At 43.5% G+C, this 21,461-nt stretch carries 16 protein-coding genes; 2 read left to right on the forward strand and 14 right to left on the reverse strand.

Annotation, left to right across the window (positions count from 1 at the left end; all coding sequences use genetic code 11):
- Window positions 1-118: 118 nt before the first annotated feature.
- From hisH to thiL, 5 genes are all read right to left on the reverse strand, one after another.
- Window positions 119-751: an imidazole glycerol phosphate synthase subunit HisH gene (hisH, locus tag VGA95_07700; protein HEX9666427.1), complete on the reverse strand. Its 633-nt coding sequence runs from the start codon at window positions 749-751 to the stop codon at window positions 119-121.
- A gap of 203 nt (window positions 752-954) precedes the next feature.
- Window positions 955-1,542, reverse strand: coding sequence for an imidazoleglycerol-phosphate dehydratase HisB (gene hisB, locus VGA95_07705; protein HEX9666428.1), 588 nt, complete (start codon window positions 1,540-1,542; stop codon window positions 955-957).
- 46 nt (window positions 1,543-1,588) lie between these two features.
- Window positions 1,589-2,815 carry a hemolysin family protein gene (locus VGA95_07710; protein ID HEX9666429.1) on the reverse strand — a complete coding sequence of 409 codons (1,227 nt, stop codon included), beginning with the start codon at window positions 2,813-2,815 and terminating at the stop codon, window positions 1,589-1,591.
- A complete protein-coding gene (locus VGA95_07715) occupies window positions 2,805-4,163 on the reverse strand; it encodes a hemolysin family protein (protein HEX9666430.1) in 1,359 nt (452 codons plus the stop codon). The genes VGA95_07710 and VGA95_07715 overlap by 11 nt, the downstream gene beginning before the upstream one ends.
- Before the next feature lie 102 nt (window positions 4,164-4,265).
- Complete coding sequence (gene thiL, locus VGA95_07720; protein HEX9666431.1) at window positions 4,266-5,246, reverse strand: thiamine-phosphate kinase; 981 nt, start codon at window positions 5,244-5,246, stop codon at window positions 4,266-4,268.
- Window positions 5,247-5,642: 396 nt separating this feature from the next.
- Between thiL and polA the strand changes: the two genes are divergently transcribed.
- Window positions 5,643-8,354: a DNA polymerase I gene (gene polA / locus VGA95_07725; protein HEX9666432.1), complete on the forward strand. Its 2,712-nt coding sequence runs from the start codon at window positions 5,643-5,645 to the stop codon at window positions 8,352-8,354.
- A 525-nt stretch (window positions 8,355-8,879) separates the two neighbouring features.
- The gene (dacB, locus tag VGA95_07730; GenBank protein HEX9666433.1) at window positions 8,880-10,310 is read left to right on the forward strand and encodes a D-alanyl-D-alanine carboxypeptidase/D-alanyl-D-alanine-endopeptidase; all 1,431 of its coding nucleotides are present in this window, start codon (window positions 8,880-8,882) and stop codon (window positions 10,308-10,310) included.
- A 41-nt stretch (window positions 10,311-10,351) separates the two neighbouring features.
- Here the strand turns inward: dacB and VGA95_07735 are convergent, their stop codons facing one another.
- From VGA95_07735 to VGA95_07775, 9 genes are all read right to left on the reverse strand, one after another.
- Window positions 10,352-12,766, reverse strand: a complete 2,415-nt coding sequence (locus VGA95_07735; protein HEX9666434.1) for a tetratricopeptide repeat protein — start codon at window positions 12,764-12,766, stop codon at window positions 10,352-10,354.
- 233 nt (window positions 12,767-12,999) lie between these two features.
- Entirely contained in the window at window positions 13,000-13,998 is a 999-nt protein-coding gene (locus VGA95_07740) for an AI-2E family transporter (protein HEX9666435.1), read from the reverse strand.
- Between the two features lie 18 nt (window positions 13,999-14,016).
- Window positions 14,017-14,145: a hypothetical protein gene (locus tag VGA95_07745; GenBank protein HEX9666436.1), complete on the reverse strand. Its 129-nt coding sequence runs from the start codon at window positions 14,143-14,145 to the stop codon at window positions 14,017-14,019.
- Between the two features lie 28 nt (window positions 14,146-14,173).
- A complete protein-coding gene (locus tag VGA95_07750; GenBank protein HEX9666437.1) occupies window positions 14,174-16,558 on the reverse strand; it encodes an arylsulfatase in 2,385 nt (794 codons plus the stop codon).
- 49 nt (window positions 16,559-16,607) lie between these two features.
- Window positions 16,608-17,246: a YSC84-related protein gene (locus VGA95_07755; protein HEX9666438.1), complete on the reverse strand. Its 639-nt coding sequence runs from the start codon at window positions 17,244-17,246 to the stop codon at window positions 16,608-16,610.
- Between the two features lie 62 nt (window positions 17,247-17,308).
- Complete coding sequence (locus VGA95_07760) at window positions 17,309-17,656, reverse strand: STAS/SEC14 domain-containing protein (protein ID HEX9666439.1); 348 nt, start codon at window positions 17,654-17,656, stop codon at window positions 17,309-17,311.
- A 231-nt stretch (window positions 17,657-17,887) separates the two neighbouring features.
- Entirely contained in the window at window positions 17,888-19,141 is a 1,254-nt protein-coding gene (locus VGA95_07765) for a hypothetical protein (protein ID HEX9666440.1), read from the reverse strand.
- 452 nt (window positions 19,142-19,593) lie between these two features.
- Window positions 19,594-20,007 carry a hypothetical protein gene (locus VGA95_07770; protein ID HEX9666441.1) on the reverse strand — a complete coding sequence of 138 codons (414 nt, stop codon included), beginning with the start codon at window positions 20,005-20,007 and terminating at the stop codon, window positions 19,594-19,596.
- Window positions 20,008-20,360: 353 nt separating this feature from the next.
- Window positions 20,361-21,167, reverse strand: a complete 807-nt coding sequence (locus VGA95_07775) for a DUF2092 domain-containing protein (protein ID HEX9666442.1) — start codon at window positions 21,165-21,167, stop codon at window positions 20,361-20,363.
- Window positions 21,168-21,461: the final 294 nt, after the last annotated feature.

Below are 21,461 nucleotides of genomic sequence, written 5' to 3' on the forward strand. Positions count from 1 at the left end.
ATTCACGAATTACAAACAATTTTCAATTTCAAGATCATAAACGATAGATATTTGGTGCTTGAAATTTGCTTTATTGTTTGTGCCTTCGTGCCTTTGTGGCAAGGTATTTTTTACAACCTTACAATCTTTTTTTCTCTTTACACAAGAGTGCAAAGTTACTTAGAATCCTGAGTCCCAGATTACTACTCTTTTCGGGGTGGAATTGGCAAGCAAAGATGTTTCCCTTACTCACGGCGCATGTGAAATCTATACCGTAGGTGGTCCTCCCTACGATAATTTCCTGATCTTCAGGCTCTGGATAGTATGAGTGTACAAAATAGAACCAGCTCCTATTTGGTATTCCTTTAAGTAAAGGTGTTTCTTTAGCAAGTTCGACTTGATTCCAACCCATGTGAGGTATTTTTAGCCTTTTGTCGTTGAATTTTGGGAATTTAACAATCTTGCCATTGAAGATTCCCAGTCCTGTGATTCCTGGTGACTCCTCACTTTCCTCAAACAGGACTTGCAGTCCGAGACAAATTCCCAGGAAAGGCTTTTCTTCTATTATGGATTTTTTAATTGGCTCTATTAGACTAAATTCACCAAGATTTCTAACGCAATCACCGAATGCGCCAACCCCAGGAAGCACAATACCACTTGAATTTAGAATCTCTTCGGGGTTTCTAGTTACAGACGTTGAATATCCAAGGCTTTCGAAACCCTTGCTGACACTTCTGAGATTTCCCATTCCATAATCGATTATCGCAATCATTTAACTTTTCGTCGGCTTTTTAGCCGCAAAGACACCAATTTAACAAATTACAAATCTCAAATGACAAATTCCAAACGAGTTTCAATTTCCAAACTTTGAAAATTGATTTTTGGTGCTTGTAATTTGTCTGCAATTTGGAACTTGGTCATCGAATTTCGCTTTATACTACGTGTCTTCGTACCTTCGTGGCTCATATCCAACACTCAAAGTTTTCCCTTGGTTGAAGGAATTCCTTTTGAGCGTGCATCGATCATAGATGCTCGATCGAGTGCCCGGCCTACAGCCTTAAAGGCTGCTTCGATTATATGATGGATGTTATCCCCGTGTTTTAATTCAATGTGCAGATTGCACATGAGACTATTCGATAATGATTTAAAAAACTCTTTTTCTAGTTCAACGTCAAAATCACCAACTTTACCCTTTTGTCTCAGGACCTTATGGACGAAAAAAGGTCTACCGCTAAGGTCAACTGAGGCAAAAATAAGGGTTTCATCGAAGGGAACGAAAGCTTCTCCGAATCTGGCTATTCCTCTTTTGTCTCCAAGTGCTTTCAAGAGTGCTTCGCCCAAAGCAAGTCCGACATCCTCAACCGTATGGTGGTAATCTATATCTATGTCTCCCTTAGCTTTAATTTTTAGATCGAAATAACCGTGCTTTGCAAACTGTGATAGCATATGATTGAAAAACGGTATGCCAGTTTCAATGTCATACTTGCCTTTTCCATCGAGGTTGATGTCTACTGATACAGTAACTTCAGATGTTTTTCTTTCTACTTTTGCTTTTCTTGACATAACGGATGCTTAGAATCATATCAGGAAATCAGGCTGTATCCAATCATTACCCTTTATTCTTAGTTATTAATTTCACTTCCTCAATTAGGCGAGAAGAGGCTTTCGTGACAATGAAAGTGTAGTTTCTGTGCGAAACCTTGTCGCCAACTTTAGGGATAGAGCCAACGTCTGTAAGAAGAAAACCACTCAGTGTATCGTATTCTCCCTCTGGAATTCCAAGCCCCAAATCCTCATTTACCTTCTCTATCTCAATCCTTGGGTTTATTAGGTATTCACTTTCCGAGATTTTCCTCCAGAGCCTAATACCTTTGTCGTATTCATCCTCAATCTCACCAACAACTTCTTCAAGAATATCTTCGAGAGTTATTACTCCGTCAGCTCCACCATATTCGTCAACAACCACAGCAATTCCAGAATGTCCCCTTTTCATTTCATCTAGAAGCGCGTCTACTGATTTTGCTTCTGGAATATAAAAGGGCGTGCGCGAGTAATTCTTTATATGATCATCTGGTTTTGCACCGAGTAGATCGAATGCATGGAGCATGCCTGTGATATTATCTATTCTTTCATGGTAGGTCGGAATTCTCGAGTGCCCTGTCTCTTTCATCATATTAACAGCCTCTTTTACCGGTGCATCTTCATCTAGGGCACAGACCTGAATTAATGGAATCATAATCTCATCCACCCTCGTCTCGGAAAATCTGAATATTCTTTTTATGATCTTTTCCCTGTACCCACCCTGGCGAGTTATTTGATCTACCTCAATTGCGTGAAGGAGCTCCTCTCTTGTTATGAATGGGTTTTCTGTACTTCCGATAAGATTTAATAGGCCTCTCACAAAAATGTTAATCATATATAAAATTGGTGAAAATATCCTCGATGCAAGCCAGAGAGGATAGGTTGACCAGAGGACCATAGTGCTACCTCTTTTCTGAAAAACAGCTTTAGGCACAACTTGGCCAAAGATAACGATCAGAGGAGATAGAATTAGTATCACATAGTATTCCTTATTTGGGTACTTATCTTGGATGTAAAAGGTCAGGACTACTGTGCTTGTGACAAGGGCAAGGTTTATCCCAACCAGGGCTGTGCTTATAAAACGCTCGATCTCTTGGAAGGATTTAAGTACGAGTTTTGCCCTCTTTGAGCCCTCCTCAGCAAGGGCTTTCATCTTTATTTTATCGCATGAAACAAGTGCAATCTCAGAACCTGCAAAGAAAGCCTGAAGAATGAGGGAGGTTGCTATTATTATAACGACTACTTCAAGCGACATTGATTTCCTCCTTTTTCAGTCTTTGGACTTTTAATTCAGAGATTCTTTTTCCAGACACCTTATTTATAGTGAAGGATATACTTCCATAATTAACATGCTCTCCCTCATGGGGAAACCTTCCAAAAAGATCAAACACAAAGCCTCCTACTGTTTCGTGGTCTTCTTCAGCAGGAAGGATTGATTTTTCAAGTTCAGCGCCCAGAGTATGAAGTCCTCCAAACCGCAGCACTGTAAAAAGAACTGTATCGTTAAATTCATCTTTCCTCATACTTCCAGGAATAAGAATCGCTTCACCTTCCTTTATAGTTATTGGTTGTCTGATAGCTCTTCTCTCATCCTCGATCTCACCAAACAGCTCTTCAAGGATATCCTCCATGGTGACAATGCCGTCCACTCTTCCATATTCATCTACAACTACTGCTATGTGCATTCTCTTTTGCTGAAACTCTCGCAGTAAATCAAATGCCCTTTTTGTCCTGGGAATGAAATAAGGAACTTTTATAAAGCTCTCAATTGTGATTCCATCCGAAGGATATGTTTGTAGAAGATCTTTGGCATACAGTATTCCAACTATATTATCTCTGTCACCTTTATAGACAGGAATCCTTGAGAACCCTCTTTTTTTGACCTCATGTATCGCATCGGCAGGAGTCATGGTTACGGGGATAAAAAAACTGTCAATACTTGGGGTCATGATCTTGTAAGCTGGGATCTCTTCCAGTTTAAATAGACTTGCTACTAGTTTTTTTTCTATATCTGTTACAACCCCTTCTTCGCTTCCAAGCCCTACCAATGCTTTTACCTCATCCGAGCTAAACCCGGTTTCGTGTTTGTATTCTATCTTCCCTGCAAGAAGCCACGTAAATCCTATTGAGAGAAACATTATAATCCATCTAATTGGAGTTATAAGCGTATGAAAAAGGTTTAGTGGATAAGAAACAATTCCTGAAAGTAGTCTGGGATACTTTACACCAATGGTCTTGGGACCTATCTCTCCAAGAAGAAGAAGACTTGGAGCCGAAATCCCAATACATATTAATGTAATTAACTCCTCGGATAGACCAGATTCGGAGCTACTATGTATCGTTTTTCTTATGGTTGAAGCTACTATACTCGCATAGGCAATGTTTATTACCTCATCTGCAAGAAGAATCGTAATTATCAGATTGTAGGGGTCCCTAAGCAACCTTTCTATAAGGACTGCGCTCTTTCGACCCTCCTTTTTAAGCTTCTCACGTTGATGTCTTCCGAGTGAAAAAAGCGAGCCCTCAGACATAGAAAAAAAGCCTGATAGCATAAGAAAGATAACCATTAGAAAAAGGCTATAGCTTAAGGGTAAATCACTCATTTTAATTACTTAAAGTTTATTTGCCACAGAGTAGACTGAGAACAAAATGAGAAGAAATTTATTATTATCTATATCGTCCTCTGTGTTCTCTGTGGCTAATAATTATAAAAAGTGAATAAAACCTTTTCTCCTAACTTTTAACTCTGTTTCATACCTATCTAAAACTCTAACTGGGGGCTTATCTGTCACTTTTCCGATTTCTGTGATTTTTATATTAAGTCTCTTAGAGACCTTTTTTATTTCTTCTCTCTTATTTTCTGCGGAAGAAAAAAGGAGCTCATAGTCTTCTCCTCCGGAGAGTGCAATAGAATAAATGTCCCTTGAAAAATCGGAGATTCGCTCCTTATAGTTGGATGACAGTGGTATGCGATCAACGTATATCGTGGCACCTAAACCTTGTCTGATAGATATTCGTTCGAGGTCAAGCATAAGACCGTCGCTTATGTCGATCATAGAACTGACGAGTCTTTTTTTTGCGAGTTCTCGGCCGAGGTTAAGCCTTGGTTGAGGTCTTTTATGTCTCATTATTAAATACTCATCGGACTCTGCAATTTTGCTACTCGCTAGTAACTTATGACCCAAAGCGGAATCTCCCAGCGTACCGCTGACGTATAGGAAGTCTCCCGGCTTCGCTCCGTTTCTTTTCACTATTAATTGTGGCTCTACTTCACCGAGCACAGTTATATCTATGAAAATTTTATTTGACGAACTTAGGTTACCTCCTACCAACTCTAACCCAAATTCCTTGGCTCCGGACTCAAATCCATCCATTAACTCTTCGAGAAAGGCTTCGTCTTCTTGACTTGACAATCCCATAGATGCTAGGAAATATTTCGCTATTCCCCCCATCGCACCAATATCACTCACCGAAACGGCAACAGATCTCCTGGCAAGATCAGTAGCCGAGATAAGCTTTTTTATGAAATGCACATCCTCGACTTGTGAGTCAGTAGTTGCAAGAAGTAGTCTTTCAGGGTGAACTTTTACCGCCGCTGTATCGTCACCAATCCCAAGAAAAACACTATTAGATACCTTTTGAAATCGCGCTCTGATCCTTTCAAGAGCGCTCAGCTCATCGATCATTTTAGGTGAAAGCCGTGAATTGCGACTCCTTTTGGTATCCGTAAGTTGATTAATTTAAGTGAATTGAGCTTGGAGGAGTACTTTTGATAACCAAACTTGTAAATTTTTAAATCTGATCCGGTCTTATGCATAAGAGGGTTCTTGGTTTACATAAAGAGGCCATACCCCTACATACCATTCTATGACAAATAGTTTTTCATGTCAAACATTTTTGGGGACTCATTCTTAATTAGTCATGGTTCTCGTGGAGGTGCGGAATCTAGCTGCCATAGTTTGTATTTTGGTTAAGTGGCGACCGGAAAGTCCCTGCTGCATTACAAACGACCTGATAAGAATCAAGAATTAGCTTGGTATGGATTTTGACACAACTTTTGTTAATCCCTACAATGTAAAGACATGAATAAAAATGTTCTATATCTTATCGATGGCAGCTCCTACATATTTAGAGCATATCATGCCATCAGAAAACTGAGTAATTCAAAGGGATTTCCTACAAACGCTATATACGGGTTTACAAACATGATTTTCAGGTTTCTAAAGGATTATGAGCCCGAGTATCTCGGAATTGTTTTTGATTCAAAGGGGAAGACGTTCAGGGACGAAATCTACCCGCTTTACAAAGCCAACAGGGAAGAGCCACCTGATGATCTCAAGCAACAGTTTCCAAAGATTTTTGAGGTGGTCGATGCGTTGGCCATACCGAAGTTTCAACTAGAGGGTTATGAAGCGGACGATCTTATAGGAACAATAACAAGGGATTCGGTGAATAAGGGCGTAAGGGTTGTACTCGTTACCGGAGATAAGGACTTCAGCCAGCTTGTTTCAGAGACTGTTACACTCATCGATACTATGAGAAATAAAGAAACTGGTTATAAAGATGTTCTCGAAAGATTTGGTGTTCCACCTGAAAAGGTAACGGATGTCTTTGCCCTTTCCGGAGACTCTATTGACAATATTCCGGGTGTGAAGGGTATCGGTGAAAAAACTGCAAAGGAGCTGATCAGTAAATATGGGTCTTTAGAAGGTTTATTTGATAACCTTGATAAACTGAGCAAGAGGCAAAAGGAGCTCATAGAAAAAAATACAGAGAATGCAATGCTGAGTAAAAGGCTTGTAACCATCAAAACCGATGTTCCCATAAAATTCAGTCTCGAGGATTTTAGATTTCGAGGTATTGATAAGGGCAGGCTTGGAAAGCTTTTTGACGAGCTGGAGTTCAAATCCTTACTGCGTGAACTAGGCGAGATCGATAATTCTGCTGTGGAAAAATCTAAGAATAATAATATCAAAAGTGAAGTTTATTACGATAACTATCGTCTGGTGTTGTCTGACGATGACCTGGCGAAAGTAATTGATCGAATAAAAGAGGGGGGAGAGGTCTCCATAGATCTTGAGACTACATCTCCGGAGCCTATGAGGGCTAAAATCGTCGGGGTTTCCCTTTCTACTGCATCGCATGAGGCTTGCTATGTACCCGTCGCTCACAGGTCTCTAGTCGATTCCAGACAACAATTAAGTCTTGATCATGTTCTTGAACGGCTGAAATCAATCGTTGAAGATGAGAGAGTCAATAAAATAGGTCAGAACCTGAAATACGATTATATTGTCCTCGAAAAATATGGATTAAGACTTCGGGGAATCATCTGTGATACCATGATTGCGGCGCATCTACTGGATTCTTCCAGGATGAGCTATAGCTTAGATGAGCTTGCGAAGATCTACCTTGGTCATAACACAATTACCTATAAAGACCTCACAGGGTCCGGAAGGAGTAAGATTGATTTTGAAGAGGTGGAGTTGGAGAAGGCTAAGGTGTATGCCTGCGAGGATGCCGATGTTGCTATGTTACTCTTCAAAAAACTCGTTCCATTACTTCAAGAACTTAACCTGATAAAGGTTTTCAAAGAAGTTTATCTTAGGTTAATTGAGGTTCTCGCAAGGGTGGAAATTAATGGTGTAAAAGTAGACTCCTCTCGTTTAAAGGAATTATCTATGGAGTTCCAAGCTGGACTGGAAAGCCTGGCAAGTGACATATACTCCCAGGTTGGATATGAGTTTAACTTGAATTCTCCCATCCAGTTAAGGGAGGTATTATTTGGTAAACTGGTTTTGCCCAAGAAAAAGCTCACAAGGACTGGCGAACCTTCTACCGATGTCGATGTGCTTAATGACCTAAGCAGACTGCATCCGGTTCCCGAGAGAATACTCGAATTCAGGGGGCTCTCAAAGCTTAAATCAACCTACGTGGATGCGTTGCCGAAGCTCATCAACCCCGAAACGGGAAGAATACATACCTCTTTCAACCAGGTGGGAACCTCCACGGGGAGGGTCAGTTCTAGCGATCCTAATCTGCAAAACATTCCTATAAGATCCGAGGAAGGCAAGAGGATCAGGGAAGCCTTTGTTCCCGAAGAGGGGTTCATACTTCTATCGGCAGATTATTCGCAAATAGAGCTGAGGCTCCTTGCGCATTTCTCTGGTGATGAGGGGCTTCGGAATGCATTTAAAGCTGGAAGCGATATCCACAATCGAACTGCTTCTGAGATCTTTGGCGTCCCTGAAGATATGGTAACCCCTGATATGAGAAGACTTTCAAAGAATATCAACTTCGGGATTATCTATGGAATAAGCGCCTTCGGGCTCGCGAGGCAGCTTGGCACCTCGGTTTCAATAGCAAAAAACTATATGGATGAATACTTTAAGCGTTATAGCAGTGTAAAGAAATATATGGACGAATCGGTTAGAGTTGCGCAAGATAGGGGCTATGCGGAAACAATTCTTGGAAGGAGAAGGCCAATACCAGAGCTGGGATCTACCGACAGGACCGTCCGAGGTATCGGGGAAAGGACAGCCATCAACACGCCGATTCAGGGTTCTGCTGCAGACATTTTGGAAATTGCTATGGTGAAAATACATGACAAATTGGCTTCAGGCTATAAGTCCAACATGATTCTACAGGTTCATGATGAACTTTTATTTGAGGTTCATGAAGACGAACTGGATGTAATTTCGAGGATGGTAAAGGAGGAAATGGAGGGTGCCTTTACCCTTGAGGTTCCTCTGAGGGTAGATATAGGAGTGGGTAAGAGCTGGGCAGAGGCTCATTAGTCATCAATGTATAAGCCAGATATTTCGAGGACAGATCCTAAAAAGGATTAGCCTTACTTAATTTGTTTTTCTTTTTTACCTTCTTTGTCTTGATACAAAGAAGCAAAGATCAAGGCTGTCCAAAAATTTGCTAAAAATCATACACTCCGACTAAAAAATTTAATCCAACCGCGACCCGCAAATTTTTTTTAACGTCTTCGTTTCTGATTTTCTTAACGCAATTTTTGGAAGGCCGATAAAACAATAAACGTCATTCAAGTCATTGCGAAATTTGTGAAGCAACTTGAAGCAATCTCCTGCCCTTCCCGTGTTTGAGATTGCTTGGTTCCCTTCGACCTAGCTCAGGTTTCCTTGCGATGATAACAAGAAGAAGCTATTGGCGATATAAGACATTAGCTTTGTCAACAAAATAAAAAAAAATAAAAAAATATCTGGACATTTAAAAATAACAGGTATAAAATGAAGAGGTCTTGATATAGTTTTTAATCTGAAGTTGGAGGGTGGAGACTTCCATATAAAATTTTGATGAGAAGATTCATTTTCACATCCCTACATCTTGTTCTAGTTCTTATTGTCAGCCATATCGCCTTTTCAGCGAATCTCGGATACTCGGATAGGCTTTTCATATTAATTCCAAAGGAGGCGAGGAGTAACGGAAAACTCGGCGTAGTTGTGAAATCCTTGACAACAAATGAAAGCATATTCGAGTTTAATGCGGATAAACTATTCATCCCCGCTTCAAATCAAAAGGTAATAATTTCGGTCGCGGCGCTATCTTTACTGAAACCGGACTACAGGTTTACAACGGAGTTTTATTCAGGCGGTGAAGTCTCTGACGGGGTCCTCCATGGAGGACTCTACGTTAAGGGTTACGGAGACCCAACGTTGGAAAGGGATAATCTGGTTTTCATAGCGAATCAGATTAAGATGATGGGGATTAAAGAAATCAGGGGAGGAATTATAGTCGATGATTCGTACTTTGAGACGGTTCGATTCGGGAAGGGCTGGAAGTCGATATGGAGGGGTGATGCATTTAGCCCTCCTATCAGTGCGTTAACCTTAAATCACAATACATTCGAGATTCACGTTTCTCCTTCAAGGTCCGGAGGTACACCATACATAAGGCTCGATCCACCTGGTTCGTATATTCAGGTCTTTAACAAGGCTGTTACTAGTAGCAGAAAGGGTGGACTATCGGCGCACTGGGTGGACGGCAGTAATGCCGTAGTTCTCAATGGACGAATCTCCCCACGCAGAACTTCACAGGCTTTAGAACTAGCCGTGGTTGACCCCACTCTCTATACGGGTGGTGTATTTAAGAGGGCCCTTGAGGATTCGGGTATAAAAGTAAGCGGTGCAGTTAGTAAAGGCATAGTTCCTAAGTGGGGCAACCCAGTATATACTCATAATTCAATTCCGCTTGCTTTAGTTGTTAATGAATATAACAAGGAGAGTGTTAATGTCATCGGTGAGAATTTAATTAAAACCCTTGGTGCTCATTTTAAAGGGTCACCGGGTTCATGGGAGACGGGCGCCCAGGTGATTTCGGATTTTCTCGTAGGCATTGGAGTCGATAATGATTTCAGAATCGTTGACGGGTCGGGTCTCTCGAACCTAAACCGTGTCTCTCCAAAAACGATGACCGATGTTCTGCAATACGCCTACACAAATAAACTCATAGGTCCCGATTTTGTTAAATCCCTTCCAATAGCAGGGGTGGATGGTACTCTGAAAAAAAGATTTAAAAGCTCAGTATTGGAGGGAAGGGTCTTTGCCAAAACAGGTTATATAAATAATGTAAGGGCGCTATCTGGTTATGCGTTGACAAGAAGCGGTGACGTTCTGGCGTTTTCAATTCTATCTAATGGTATCGGGCCACAGGTAAAGACGTTTCAGAGCAATATTCTTACGGAGCTTATGGACTGTTGTAGGAGTACTGCCTATAGGGGCAATTAAGTGATATGTGCATATAGACAACATATCACTATTACAGTGTTTTATCTATTCTCAATTTGGACTTGATCCAGCAGCTGCCGCAATGAAGGGTCTTTTGGCGAAAGCTCGATAAGTCTTTCAGCATAATCTTCAGCTGCTTCAAGATTCCCGCTATCCCGATTAAAAGTCACAAGAGCATATAATATCTCTCGATCGTTTGGATGGCGATCATGGGTCTCTTTGAGAAATTCTATTGCCTCCTTTCTCTTGCCCTCGGTATTTAGAGCCACGGCGTAAACGAAGCTATAATGGGGATTCTCAGGGCTCAGTTTTGCTGATTGTTTTAAAGCCTCTAACGCCTCACTTAATCTCTTTTGTCGAACTAGGAGAAGACCAAGTGCATGGTATACATCGGCGTTTTGGGGGGCAATCTTCTGCGCTTCAAGCAATAATTCTTCTCCCTGACTATCCCTTCCTTCCAGGCGGTATAGGTCAGCGAGATTTACATAAGCCTGAACAAAAGAAGGTTGTATTTCCAAAGCCTTTCGATACTCTGACTCTGACTCCTTAAACTTACCGAGTTCTGCGAAAAGAATTCCTATATTCATATGTGCTTCAGGTCGATCAGCATCAAATCGTTGTGATGTTATGTACTCATTTAGCGAATTAGCAAGCGCGGAATTTTGTTCCAATGGTAGCTTCTCCCTTGGTACTGTTGCAAGCATTCTAGCAGCCTTTATCCGAACTGAACGTACCGGGTCGAATAACAAATGGAGCGCAAGCTGGGCCCGATCGATTGGTTGCACCCCCTCTAACGCATCAAGTGCACCTGAACGAACCATGGGATCATCATCATTAAGTCCTTTTCTGATTGTTAGGATTGATTCCGGGGTAATGTAGTAACGTAATTCCTTGAGCGCAGTTGCACGGGCAACATTAGGTTTTGAAGTGTCCCCGGCGATTTGGGATAATAACTCTTCGGCCAAAGGTGCTCCATTTCGACCTGCAAGAAGAGCTTCTGCATATGAAGGTATTTCGGTATATTCAGTCCCATACCATTTATCCATTTGCTCCGCTGCCCACTCAGGGGGGTGACCCGAATGACACTTATTGCATGCATTCGGGGTACCCAGCGTGATCGAAAGGTCCGGTCTAGGTATGCGAATACTGTGATCATATCGCCGGTCAATGACCATGTAGGTAGTTTCCGGCATGTGGCATCCAATACAACTTGCCCCTGAAGAACCAATTTTATGGAAATGATGTGAAGAAGAGTCATACTTTGATGAAAGGTGACATTGAGTACAAACTCCATTACCCGATTCTCGAAGCTTAAGACTGTGTGGGTCATGACAATCTGTGCATGTAACTCCTTTATGGTACATCTTACTTTGAAGAAAGGATCCGTATTCATACACCTCGTCTTTAATTTGTCCGTCAGGATAATACAAGTTTTCTTCAAGCAATGCAGGCAAATGGCTATCCATAAGCGGTTTACCGTATATGTATTCATCCCAAATTTCGCTTCGGCGGGAATGGCATCTGGCACAAATTTCAATTTCTGCACCTGTATCTTCGGGGCCACGCCTGCTGGCGTTACCTGTAATTTGATCAATGATCCACTTTACTTCGCTATGTTTAGCAAGATTCACAACTAAGCCTTTATCTGGGATAGGGTTATATTTTTTCTGATCGTTTATTTTCTCAGCCCACTCGACATGTGTCGAGCCAGGGCCATGGCAGGCCTCACAGGAAACATTCATCTCGGACCAAGCTGTGGTGAAGCTATGCGTTTGAGGGTCGTAGTTTTTCTTAAGATTTGTTGAATGACACTCAGCACACATGTAGTTCCAGTTCTGGTCGAGGCCCGTCCAGTGAAGGGTATCGTCGTGTGTGATTTTTTCATTCGGGTATAGATGAAACCAGCGCTGCCCACCTTCGCTTTTAGGGCGACTATCCCAGGCAATGCCTAGGGCCTGGAGCCTGCCACCCGGAAACGCAATCAGGAATTGCTGGAGAGGATAAACGCCGAAGGTGTAATTTATCTCAAAGTCTCTGAGTTTTCCATCGGGCCCATCAGTCATAACCATGAACTTGCTGTGACGCTTGTAAAACCTGGATTTGAGTCCATAGTAGGTAAACTCTTTATTATTGAAGTCGCCAAGCACAGTTTTCTCGTTTGCTTCCTGCATTGCAAGATCATGGTCCGACCCCCTCCAGAGTTTATACCGTTCCTCATGACAGCGAGCGCAAACATCGCTTCCAACAAATGTTGCTGGTGGTATTTTTATTTTGCTAGTAATTTCGTTTTGAGGTTCATCGCTATTTTTAATTTTAAACAAAAATAATTTTATAATTGCCAGAAAACATATAATAATGACTGCTGAGAAGATAATAAGTAGTAGTGTATTGTTATTTCTATCTTTTCTTTCTCCGGTTTTTTCCCCTTTATCCCGATTTGATGGTTTTTTACCCATGATCACCTAAAACCAGAACAAGGCGTTTTAAGAAATAAATTATGCAAAGCCGCTTCTTATAGTATTACCTACATTCATCCCTTTCCCGCAAGCAATTGTAGGGGCTGATGAAGGCATCAGCCCTAAAGGCTTGTTCGGGGAACGAGCCCTACATTTCTCAACAATCTTCTATGGCTAATTACTTTGTTAAAATGGCATAAAAGTAAGTTCGATTCTATAACCCTCCTCTGTTTTTATTGAGCAGATCCAGATTGATCTTCTCTGGATATTTCAGCGACAAACCTTTTGATGAAGAGAGTTAGCGGTATTGCCAGGATCGCTCCGATTGGGCCAAGTACCCAGCTCCAGATCATTAGCGAAAGAAATATCAATAGTATTGAGATATCCAGCCCCTGCTTCATCAACTTGGGTTTAAGGACGTTGTCAACAAGATTGTTGATGACTACAAAACCTACAATGACTATGATGGATTTTGTCCATCCAAATTCCAAAAACGCCAGCAAAGCGGGTGGTATGAATGAAATAATACCGCCAATCGCAGGAATAAAACTCAGGAGAAATGACAGTACACCCCACAGCACAGGGAAATCAACTCCAAGTGTTACGAGTAAGATCACATTCGCAATCGCCGTGACCAGACCCATAAGGGCTGTGATAGAAACAAATTTTCTGATCTCCTTCCTGACTTCAAAAAGCCTTGCCCTTAAGGTAGCTCCAAGACTGATGTCTTGCTGAATTCTTGCCTCAAAACCGACAACCTCTACCAACATCAAAGACACAAGTATAAACAAGAATAATGAGGTACTGACCGCATTGAGGACCACGCCGAGAAAAGCAGTGGAGATTCTGATTATGCTTCGGGGATCAAATTTATCTTTTGAGAACAAATCAGAAACATCGATGTTTAATCTATCAAACAAAGTCACAAAAGCCTTTTGGAGCTCCCCTAAACGAGACTCATATCCGGGCAAGGTCTGAACAAGACGTGAGATCGATGTACCTATAAGAGTTGCCAGAAGGAAACCACCAAGGATTACAATCAGAATAGTTATAGCAAGGGCGAGATTTCGGGGGACACCCTTTCTAGCAATTAGTGTGACCAGAGGGGCAATACAGGTTGAGAGCAGAACTGCAAAAAGGACAAAGCCGAGAATCGAAGATGCGGCTTTCATCCCCGCCACTATGATTACGATACTTGCCGCACTGATGAGAATGCGATTAAGAGAGCTCATTCTGACATCCATTTCTTTTCAAATGGGAACGCCCACTTTAACCTCCTGCTCGCTAGCTTCACCGGCCCATGCCGGAACCACTGAGGCTACCGCCGAACACATGAGCCCAATTACTGAAATTATAACTCCTACGAATCTTTTATTCATTTTCAACATCCCTAGTCTAAAAAATGTCTTATCGCTGAGGTTCATTGGGCTGGGTTTCAACTGTTACTTTTTCAATCTTGCCATTAAAATGCGCTGATGCTCCGTAATCGGTTACCCAGGTAGCATCGTCAGTTCCTACATCCGCTGTTTCATCCACACCGAAAGAGTAAGCATTTGTTTGATCAATACGCCCTTCTGCTACTTTATTGCCATTCACCGTAAGAGTTCCTGCTCCGCCTGCTCCGGGTTTGACCCCATCGAATTTGAAATCAAAAACAATATTGTACTTGCCCGGTTTCAACGCTTGCGATGAAGTAACGGTGTATTCTTTCAATCCAACCCAGTTGTATGTGAAGCTTGGTTTTCCGTTTTTGAGATACAACACATATCCGCTGAATTTGCCGCCCTGGCAAAGGATAACTCCGTTTGCATTACCTGTTACCTCGACATCAGCAGTTATAGCGAACGAAGTATTCTTGGTGTTGATGAATGCGTCTGTTGACATGCCCGTCATTCCTTCATGTAGTTCAAGCTTTGTTCTTCCATTCATCAGGTCAGGTCTGCCAGCCAGCTTCGGATCAAACCGTTCAATTTTCCTGTCATCAATAGGAAGCACATGATATTTCTCGCCTTCTTTAATAAACAGGTCCTGCAGTTCGTTAAGCTTTTGCGGGTTTTCTTCTGCCAGGTTTTTAGATAGACTGAAATCTTCGTTTGCATTGTATAAGGCCCATTCATCGTCAGCTAGCTTCGTTTTGGGCATCAAATCCCAGGGAGCTGTATGTACGGTTCTTGCAAGCCATCCATCGGAATAAATGGCGCGATTGCCAAACATTTCAAAATACTGAACGGTATGCCTGTCTTTGGCATTGGCATCATCAAATGTGTAAACAAGACCGGTTCCTTCTATTGGTTTCTGTTCAATACCGTTTACAATTTTCGGTGCGGGAATTTTGCATGTTTCAAAGACCGTAGGAGCGATATCAATAACATGAGAAAACTGCGAGCGAATTTGCCCTTTGGCTTTTATTCCACTGGGATAATGAATCACCATTCCATTCCTCGTACCGCCAAAGTCGGATGCTACCTGTTTTGCCCAGCTAAACGGGCTATCGGTGGCTATTGCCCAGCCGGCAGCGAAATGCGGATATGTGTTTGGACCTCCCCATTCGTCAATGTGAGCTAACTTATCCTGAATTGATTCATCAACTCCATTGAAGACTGTAAGCTCATTGTACAATCCTTCCATTTTCCCTTCAGCACTGGAACCATTATCACCCACGATGTAAATGAACAGGGTGTCATCGATTTCGCCCATTTCTTCAATGGCTGAAACAAGCCTGCCAATTTCATAATCGGTTTGTTCGGCAAAGCCGGCAAACACCTCCATCTGCCGGGCAAAAACTTTTTTCTCATCAGGAGAAAGCTTGTCCCAGTCTTTTATGTCCTGGGGCTTGGGGGCCAGTTGAGTATTTTGCGGAACGATAGCCATTTTCTTCTGGCGTTCTAAAGTCTCTTCTCTCAGTTTATCCCAGCCCTGGTCGAATTTGCCCTTGTATTTGTCTGCCCATTCCTTTGATACATGATGCGGAGCATGAGTAGCACCTGTGGCAAAGTACACGAAGAAAGGTTTATCGGGAGTTAAAGCCTGCTGGAACCGCATCCATGCAATTGCCTGGTTGGTCATGTCAGTGGTGAAATGATAATTGGGATCATCGTGTGGTGGCTCAACTTTGGTTGTTCCATCATAGATGAGAGGCGCCCATTGATTGGTTTCTCCTCCGATGAAACCGTAGAACTTATCGAAACCGGAATGAGTGGGCCAGCGGTCATAAGGTCCGGAAACAGAAATTTCCCAGGGCGGAGTTTCGTGATATTTCCCGAAAGCAGCAGTGCTATAACCGTTCTGGCGAAGCACTTCGGCCATAGGCGTGATGGTCTGAGGACGAACAGCCGTGTTTCCCGGAAAAGAAGTAGCGAGTTCCATAATGGCACCTGCATTGTTGCTATGGTGATTGTAGCCCGTAAGCAATGCAGTGCGTGTGGGAGAACACAATGACGTAGTGTGAAAACGATTGTAACGTAGCCCATCGGAAGCGAGTTTATCCAATGTCGGCATGTTAATGGGTCCACCAAAAGCATTGGAAGCGCCAAAACCAATATCATCAATCAAAACAATCACCACATTCGGAGCACCCTTGGGGGCTTTCACTTCAAAGCGAGCCGGTGGTTTCGCATTGCGTGCATCCAACTCGGTATAAGTTGGCGGAGTAGGTTCTTTGATGGGTAAAACGGTGCGGTCGATCTTCTCCGAGGGAGTTGTCTTTGCTCCCATAATGCTGGGAAACACCAGAAGCACGACTGCAAATGCAGCAGCCAGTGCTGCAAGTGTAATGTTTATTTTGAATCTCATGCTATGTCCTCCTTTCTATTTATGTCTTTGCTTTCAATGACGCAATCACCTACTCATTAGGCGTGATCTTGGTTATTTTTGAACCCTGCAACCCGATACCTGCCATGAGTCCCTTCTGGTCGAAGATAAAGGCGTAAACGCCTTTCTGTAGCGTCGTCGACGACAAATTCTTGGCGAAGCCCTTGTCTAAGATGACGACGCTCGGCCCGGTACCAATCTCCCAACCCTCGCTTTTCTCTAAGTATCTCAGGGATGCATCATCCACGAAAAATAACGCGTAGCCGAATGACTGTACACCTGCCTGTAAGCCAAACGAACCCGCAATAGACCGATAGTACCCGATCGTCTTGCCCTTTTTGCGCAAGGCGCCATCGCCGTATTGACCCCCAATGATGAAGCCAGCTTTCACCATGTCCGGGAAGACAAGGATCCCCTTTGACTGGTTTGCAAGCGTTTTCGCCCCTGGTGTCGTTTGGTAGAGCGTTTGCAACGCCGCGGTGACATTGCGGTCGATCTCGCTTGCACTGGCCGCCAGCGCGGAATGCAGTGGCAAAAGGGTGAGAATTAGTAGAAGTATTACCTGAAGTGCTCGCACGATGTTAAGCATAGTTGCCTCCTTTCCTGCTTGTGTCAAGAGCGGCATTATCCTAGATGGATAACCAAATACCTTTGTTTGCTTGTTTCTCATATCTGATCCCTCCTTTTTTATGGTAGCAACAATAACACATGAAACTATCTTTAAAAATATTTTTATTTGATCCAGGTTCTCGCTTTATCAATTTGGGAGACGTCGAAATACTCTATCGCTAATTTTCTGAAGGGGTTACCCACATAGGCAAAAACCAAATCCTTCAACTTTTCATCTCCAACGATAGCGATTTTTTCAATATGATCGTGCTGTGCCGCAAACTTTATGTCACCCCAATCGGCACCCAGCTCCCATCCCATGAAGTCCTCTAATATAACCATTATTTTGATCTTTTTTTTGATTGTACTTAGAGCTTCTGACTGAATCTTTTCCAGTTCCAATTTAGTCAATATTCCTTTGATTTTTACAGTGAGCAGGTTTCCTGATAATTCGAACATTTCAAATGGCATCTAAACTTGACTCTTCTATCACATAAATATCGGAGTAGAGACCAACCAGTCTTGTTGATTCCTCCACGTTTGTGAAAACCATCTTCATGCCGACGGCTAAACCTAAACCAATGCAATTAGCGCAAATGCCGCCGGGTAGGGCATGCGCTTAAATAGGTATGCTGATGTTTGTCTTGCTGTTTGTTTTGCTTTCATACTTACCCACTTTTCTTTTTTAATTATTTCCTATGTTCAAAACCTAAAAGCAACTCCGAGCAACGGTCCGTACATCCAGGTTTTTGCTTCAAAGCGAGTATTCCCACTTCCATTGGCGTAGTTGTCGTATAGAGCTCGGAATCCGATCAACGGGGTTATGCGGTACCAGCTTAATTCATAGCCCACTACAGCGATTATATTCCATGAAAACTTAGATGAAAAACTTAGATCAAATCCTCCTATATCACTTCTAAACTCCAAAAAAAGTTTCTTATAAAAATCAAGCCTTGCCCGTCCGCCGACGATAAAATCGAACCAGTTCTGACTTTGATCTATTTCTGATGGTAAGATGCCTAAGGGGCCATGGATGTCTAACTCGTTATTCAGATGCCAGTAACGCCCTCCGGCAATTATATCGAAGGTGACAGATGGCTCCGATCTTTGGACGAATTGATTGTATTGACTCCCGACAGGCCAGGTACCTACCCGGTATAATCCTCCAAATTCCTCGATAAACATAGTGGTCGTCAAGTTGGCATTTATGGAGCCAGAGCGTCGCAGTGTGACATCCTGGTTTATGGCCAGCTTCGAAAACATGGTATCCGCAAATATTCCGAATTTACCTTTCCACCATACTTCGCCGTGAAACATCGCTGCAATATCTAGGTGCTCAAGCAAATCAATGAAAGTCGCGTGGCCGTCAGCACCCCTTCCATTAACTACTATGTCTTCGCTAATACTGCTAAGCCATCCATAGGGTATCAAGATAAATTCCCAATCTTTTGATTTAGAGGTTTGAGGGTTGGAATTAGCCTCGGCGTCATTGGCAGCGTAAACACCGGTCACAGAGGTTTGACTGACTCTTTCAGTTAAGTATTTGTCGTTAATACCAAATTTATCTGATAATCCTTGGGATACAGGGATTCTTTCGCCAAGAAAAATACCGGAGATATGCCTGCTTGATTCTCCAGGAAGATCGGGCATTAAAAGCGCTCGGTTAGCCTTTGTCGCCCCTTCGGATCCAAAATGATCTTTGGTGTATTCCCGATATCCTGGATCTACTCGTTCGGGAGGGATTTTATTTTCCGAAATGTCCGGTTCATATAAACATAATCCACCACACTGACTATAAGCGGATTCGCTGCCAAGGGTAAAAATCAGTAAAGATATTATTAATGTCACAAGTAAAATAGGGATCCTAATCATTTCGAAGGGGGGAAGTGAATCGCGACACCTGGTCTTTTTTTCTATATTAGACCTACAATTTTTAACTGTGACAATTTCTCTCATAGCTTTATTTCCTCCTGTCTCTCCTTGAATTTAATCAATACTACTAAATGCAAGAATATTCCAAAAAATCGTTTTAATTGCCACCTCAGATCCTGGTGCGTAAAGACGTCTGATACTTTGAGTAGGCATAAAATACAAGATATATCCGTTCGTCCTGAGCAGTGAGCCCCTCGATAAACTCGGGACAGGCATGTCGAACTGTCGAAGGACGAATCGCACCCGTCGACTAGTAATCCTCGCAAAAGAATAATATGGTCCCTTCAATTGCAATCGATATAGTTTAACTCGATTTATACCAGTAATTTGCGGCGGTCCATACTTATCGTAATCCTCCCGATTGATGAGGGAGAATTCAGGGGTGATTCACAATTCCTTTAATCCTTTCCCGTGTATAGGCGACGGACGACTGTAGTGACGGTTTACGTCACAACAACTCCAAACCACAAAATCCACTATTGAGGCGGTTGGACCACCACATAGGTGACCTGACCCCCCTGATACATTGGTTGGTACCAGGTCGAGCCGACCTGATAATAGGTCACCCCGCCCACGACCACCTGGGTCTGGGGGGCCGACATTGCACTGAACGCGGCCGCCGTCATCGTCGAACCGATGACTGCGCCAGTTACGGCCCCGGCGGCGTAGGCGCCACCATAGCCATAGCCGTACCCTCCCCCGCCATGGTAGTGGTAGTCATCGTAGTTGTCGGCGTAATTCTGCCGGCTTTGCTGTGCGTCCTGTCCATAACTCTGTCGGCTTTGCTGCGCGTCCTGCCCATAACTCTGTCGGCTTTGCTGCGCGTCCTGCCCGTAGCTTTGCCGTGAGGACTGGCGCTCGCTTTGATTAGCCGAGCCAGTCGACTGCATTTGTTGTGCTGAGGACTGACGGCTTGACTGCATGCTCGAGCGATTGGATTGCCAATTCCCGCTACTGGCGGCACCGCTTTGAGAAAAGCCACCCCCACCGCCCCAGTCGCGAGAACCTCCGCCACCGCCCCCCGCCTCGCGGGAACCTCCTCCACCGCCTCCTCCCCAACCGCCAGAACCTCCTCTCCCACCGAAACTCCCACCACTGGCGCCACTGCTCCGCGAGAATCCTCCTCCGCCTCCCCCGCCACCGCCTCCAAAACCCCTGGCATCAACGTTTGTGGCCGCAAACAGAAACATCAAGAACAGGCCATTCCATAATGCAAACTGTACCCATATTTTCGATCTCATAACTATTTACCTCCTTTCATTTCTGGTCCCCCGGGCTGCATCATCTGCCGCGGGGAAAAAGCAATCTTCACCGCACCTTTTGGCGGGGTAAAAGCAAACAGCGAATCGCGCACCTTCGGCGCAAGATTCCACTCAGTAAAATTGGCCCAGAACTGCGGCCGTCCGTCCTCTCGCTTGTAGGTAATCACTACACGCTGCGGCAGTGGTTTATCGCCCTCAGCAATCCACAGTTGCATGTCTGCCTGGTCCCCGCGCAGGGCGATGTGATCACAGGGGACACCGCCAATAGATGATTTTTCGACATAGGCGGCTTCGCGCACCCGTTCCGGCAACATCTTGGGGAGATTGCTGTTAACCAACTCGGCCAGAGGCAACCGCATGTCCAGGTCATTTACAAAATACGCAATTGCCTCATCAACTGTACCAGGCCTGGCCTCCATGGCATACACATTTTCCTTTGGGTTAAACACGGTAATGTTCTTACCATCGAAAATTACCTCGTCCTCTGCTCCGCTTCTTTTTGTAGTGTCTATTCGGAGATGATCAGGGCGGCTGAGCAGAATCTTGCGAGTTTCTCCGAACTCGATTTTCTGCCCGGAATCCTGGACAGTATCAAAGCCGATGTCCACCGTGACACTGAAGCGCTGTGCTTGCGAAAGAAAATCGGCCATCCGCTTCAGCACGGCCATTGCCTGCTGTTCACTTTTGTTCTGATCGGTCGGGCTGGTTTGCTGAGCGCTGACAGGCATCCCCACCAGCAACAGAGCAAAAACCCAAGCCATTACAACTTCTAACCTTACTTCTATCATTTTGCACCTCCTTGTCTTTGTTTAATTTCTTTATTCTGAGCTACATCTTATATTTATGTTCGTTGCCACTGAGGCTCGGACTTCTATGAAAATAAAGTGCAAGTAAAATATCATGCTTTCGGCTCAGCCATCCATCCGTGCCTTCTATTATCCAAAAATATTTCGGATAATAACGGTATACGGGAATCTATGCTAAATACCTTACCATTCCTCTTTATTTGGGGCGATACTTAAACGCCATATTATATCACAGAACCTCTTTGAAAGCGTGTTACTGACTTGCCGGGTCGCGTT

The organism is Thermodesulfobacteriota bacterium (genome assembly GCA_036397855.1).
GTDB lineage: Bacteria > Desulfobacterota_D > UBA1144 > Nemesobacterales > CSP1-2 > DASWID01.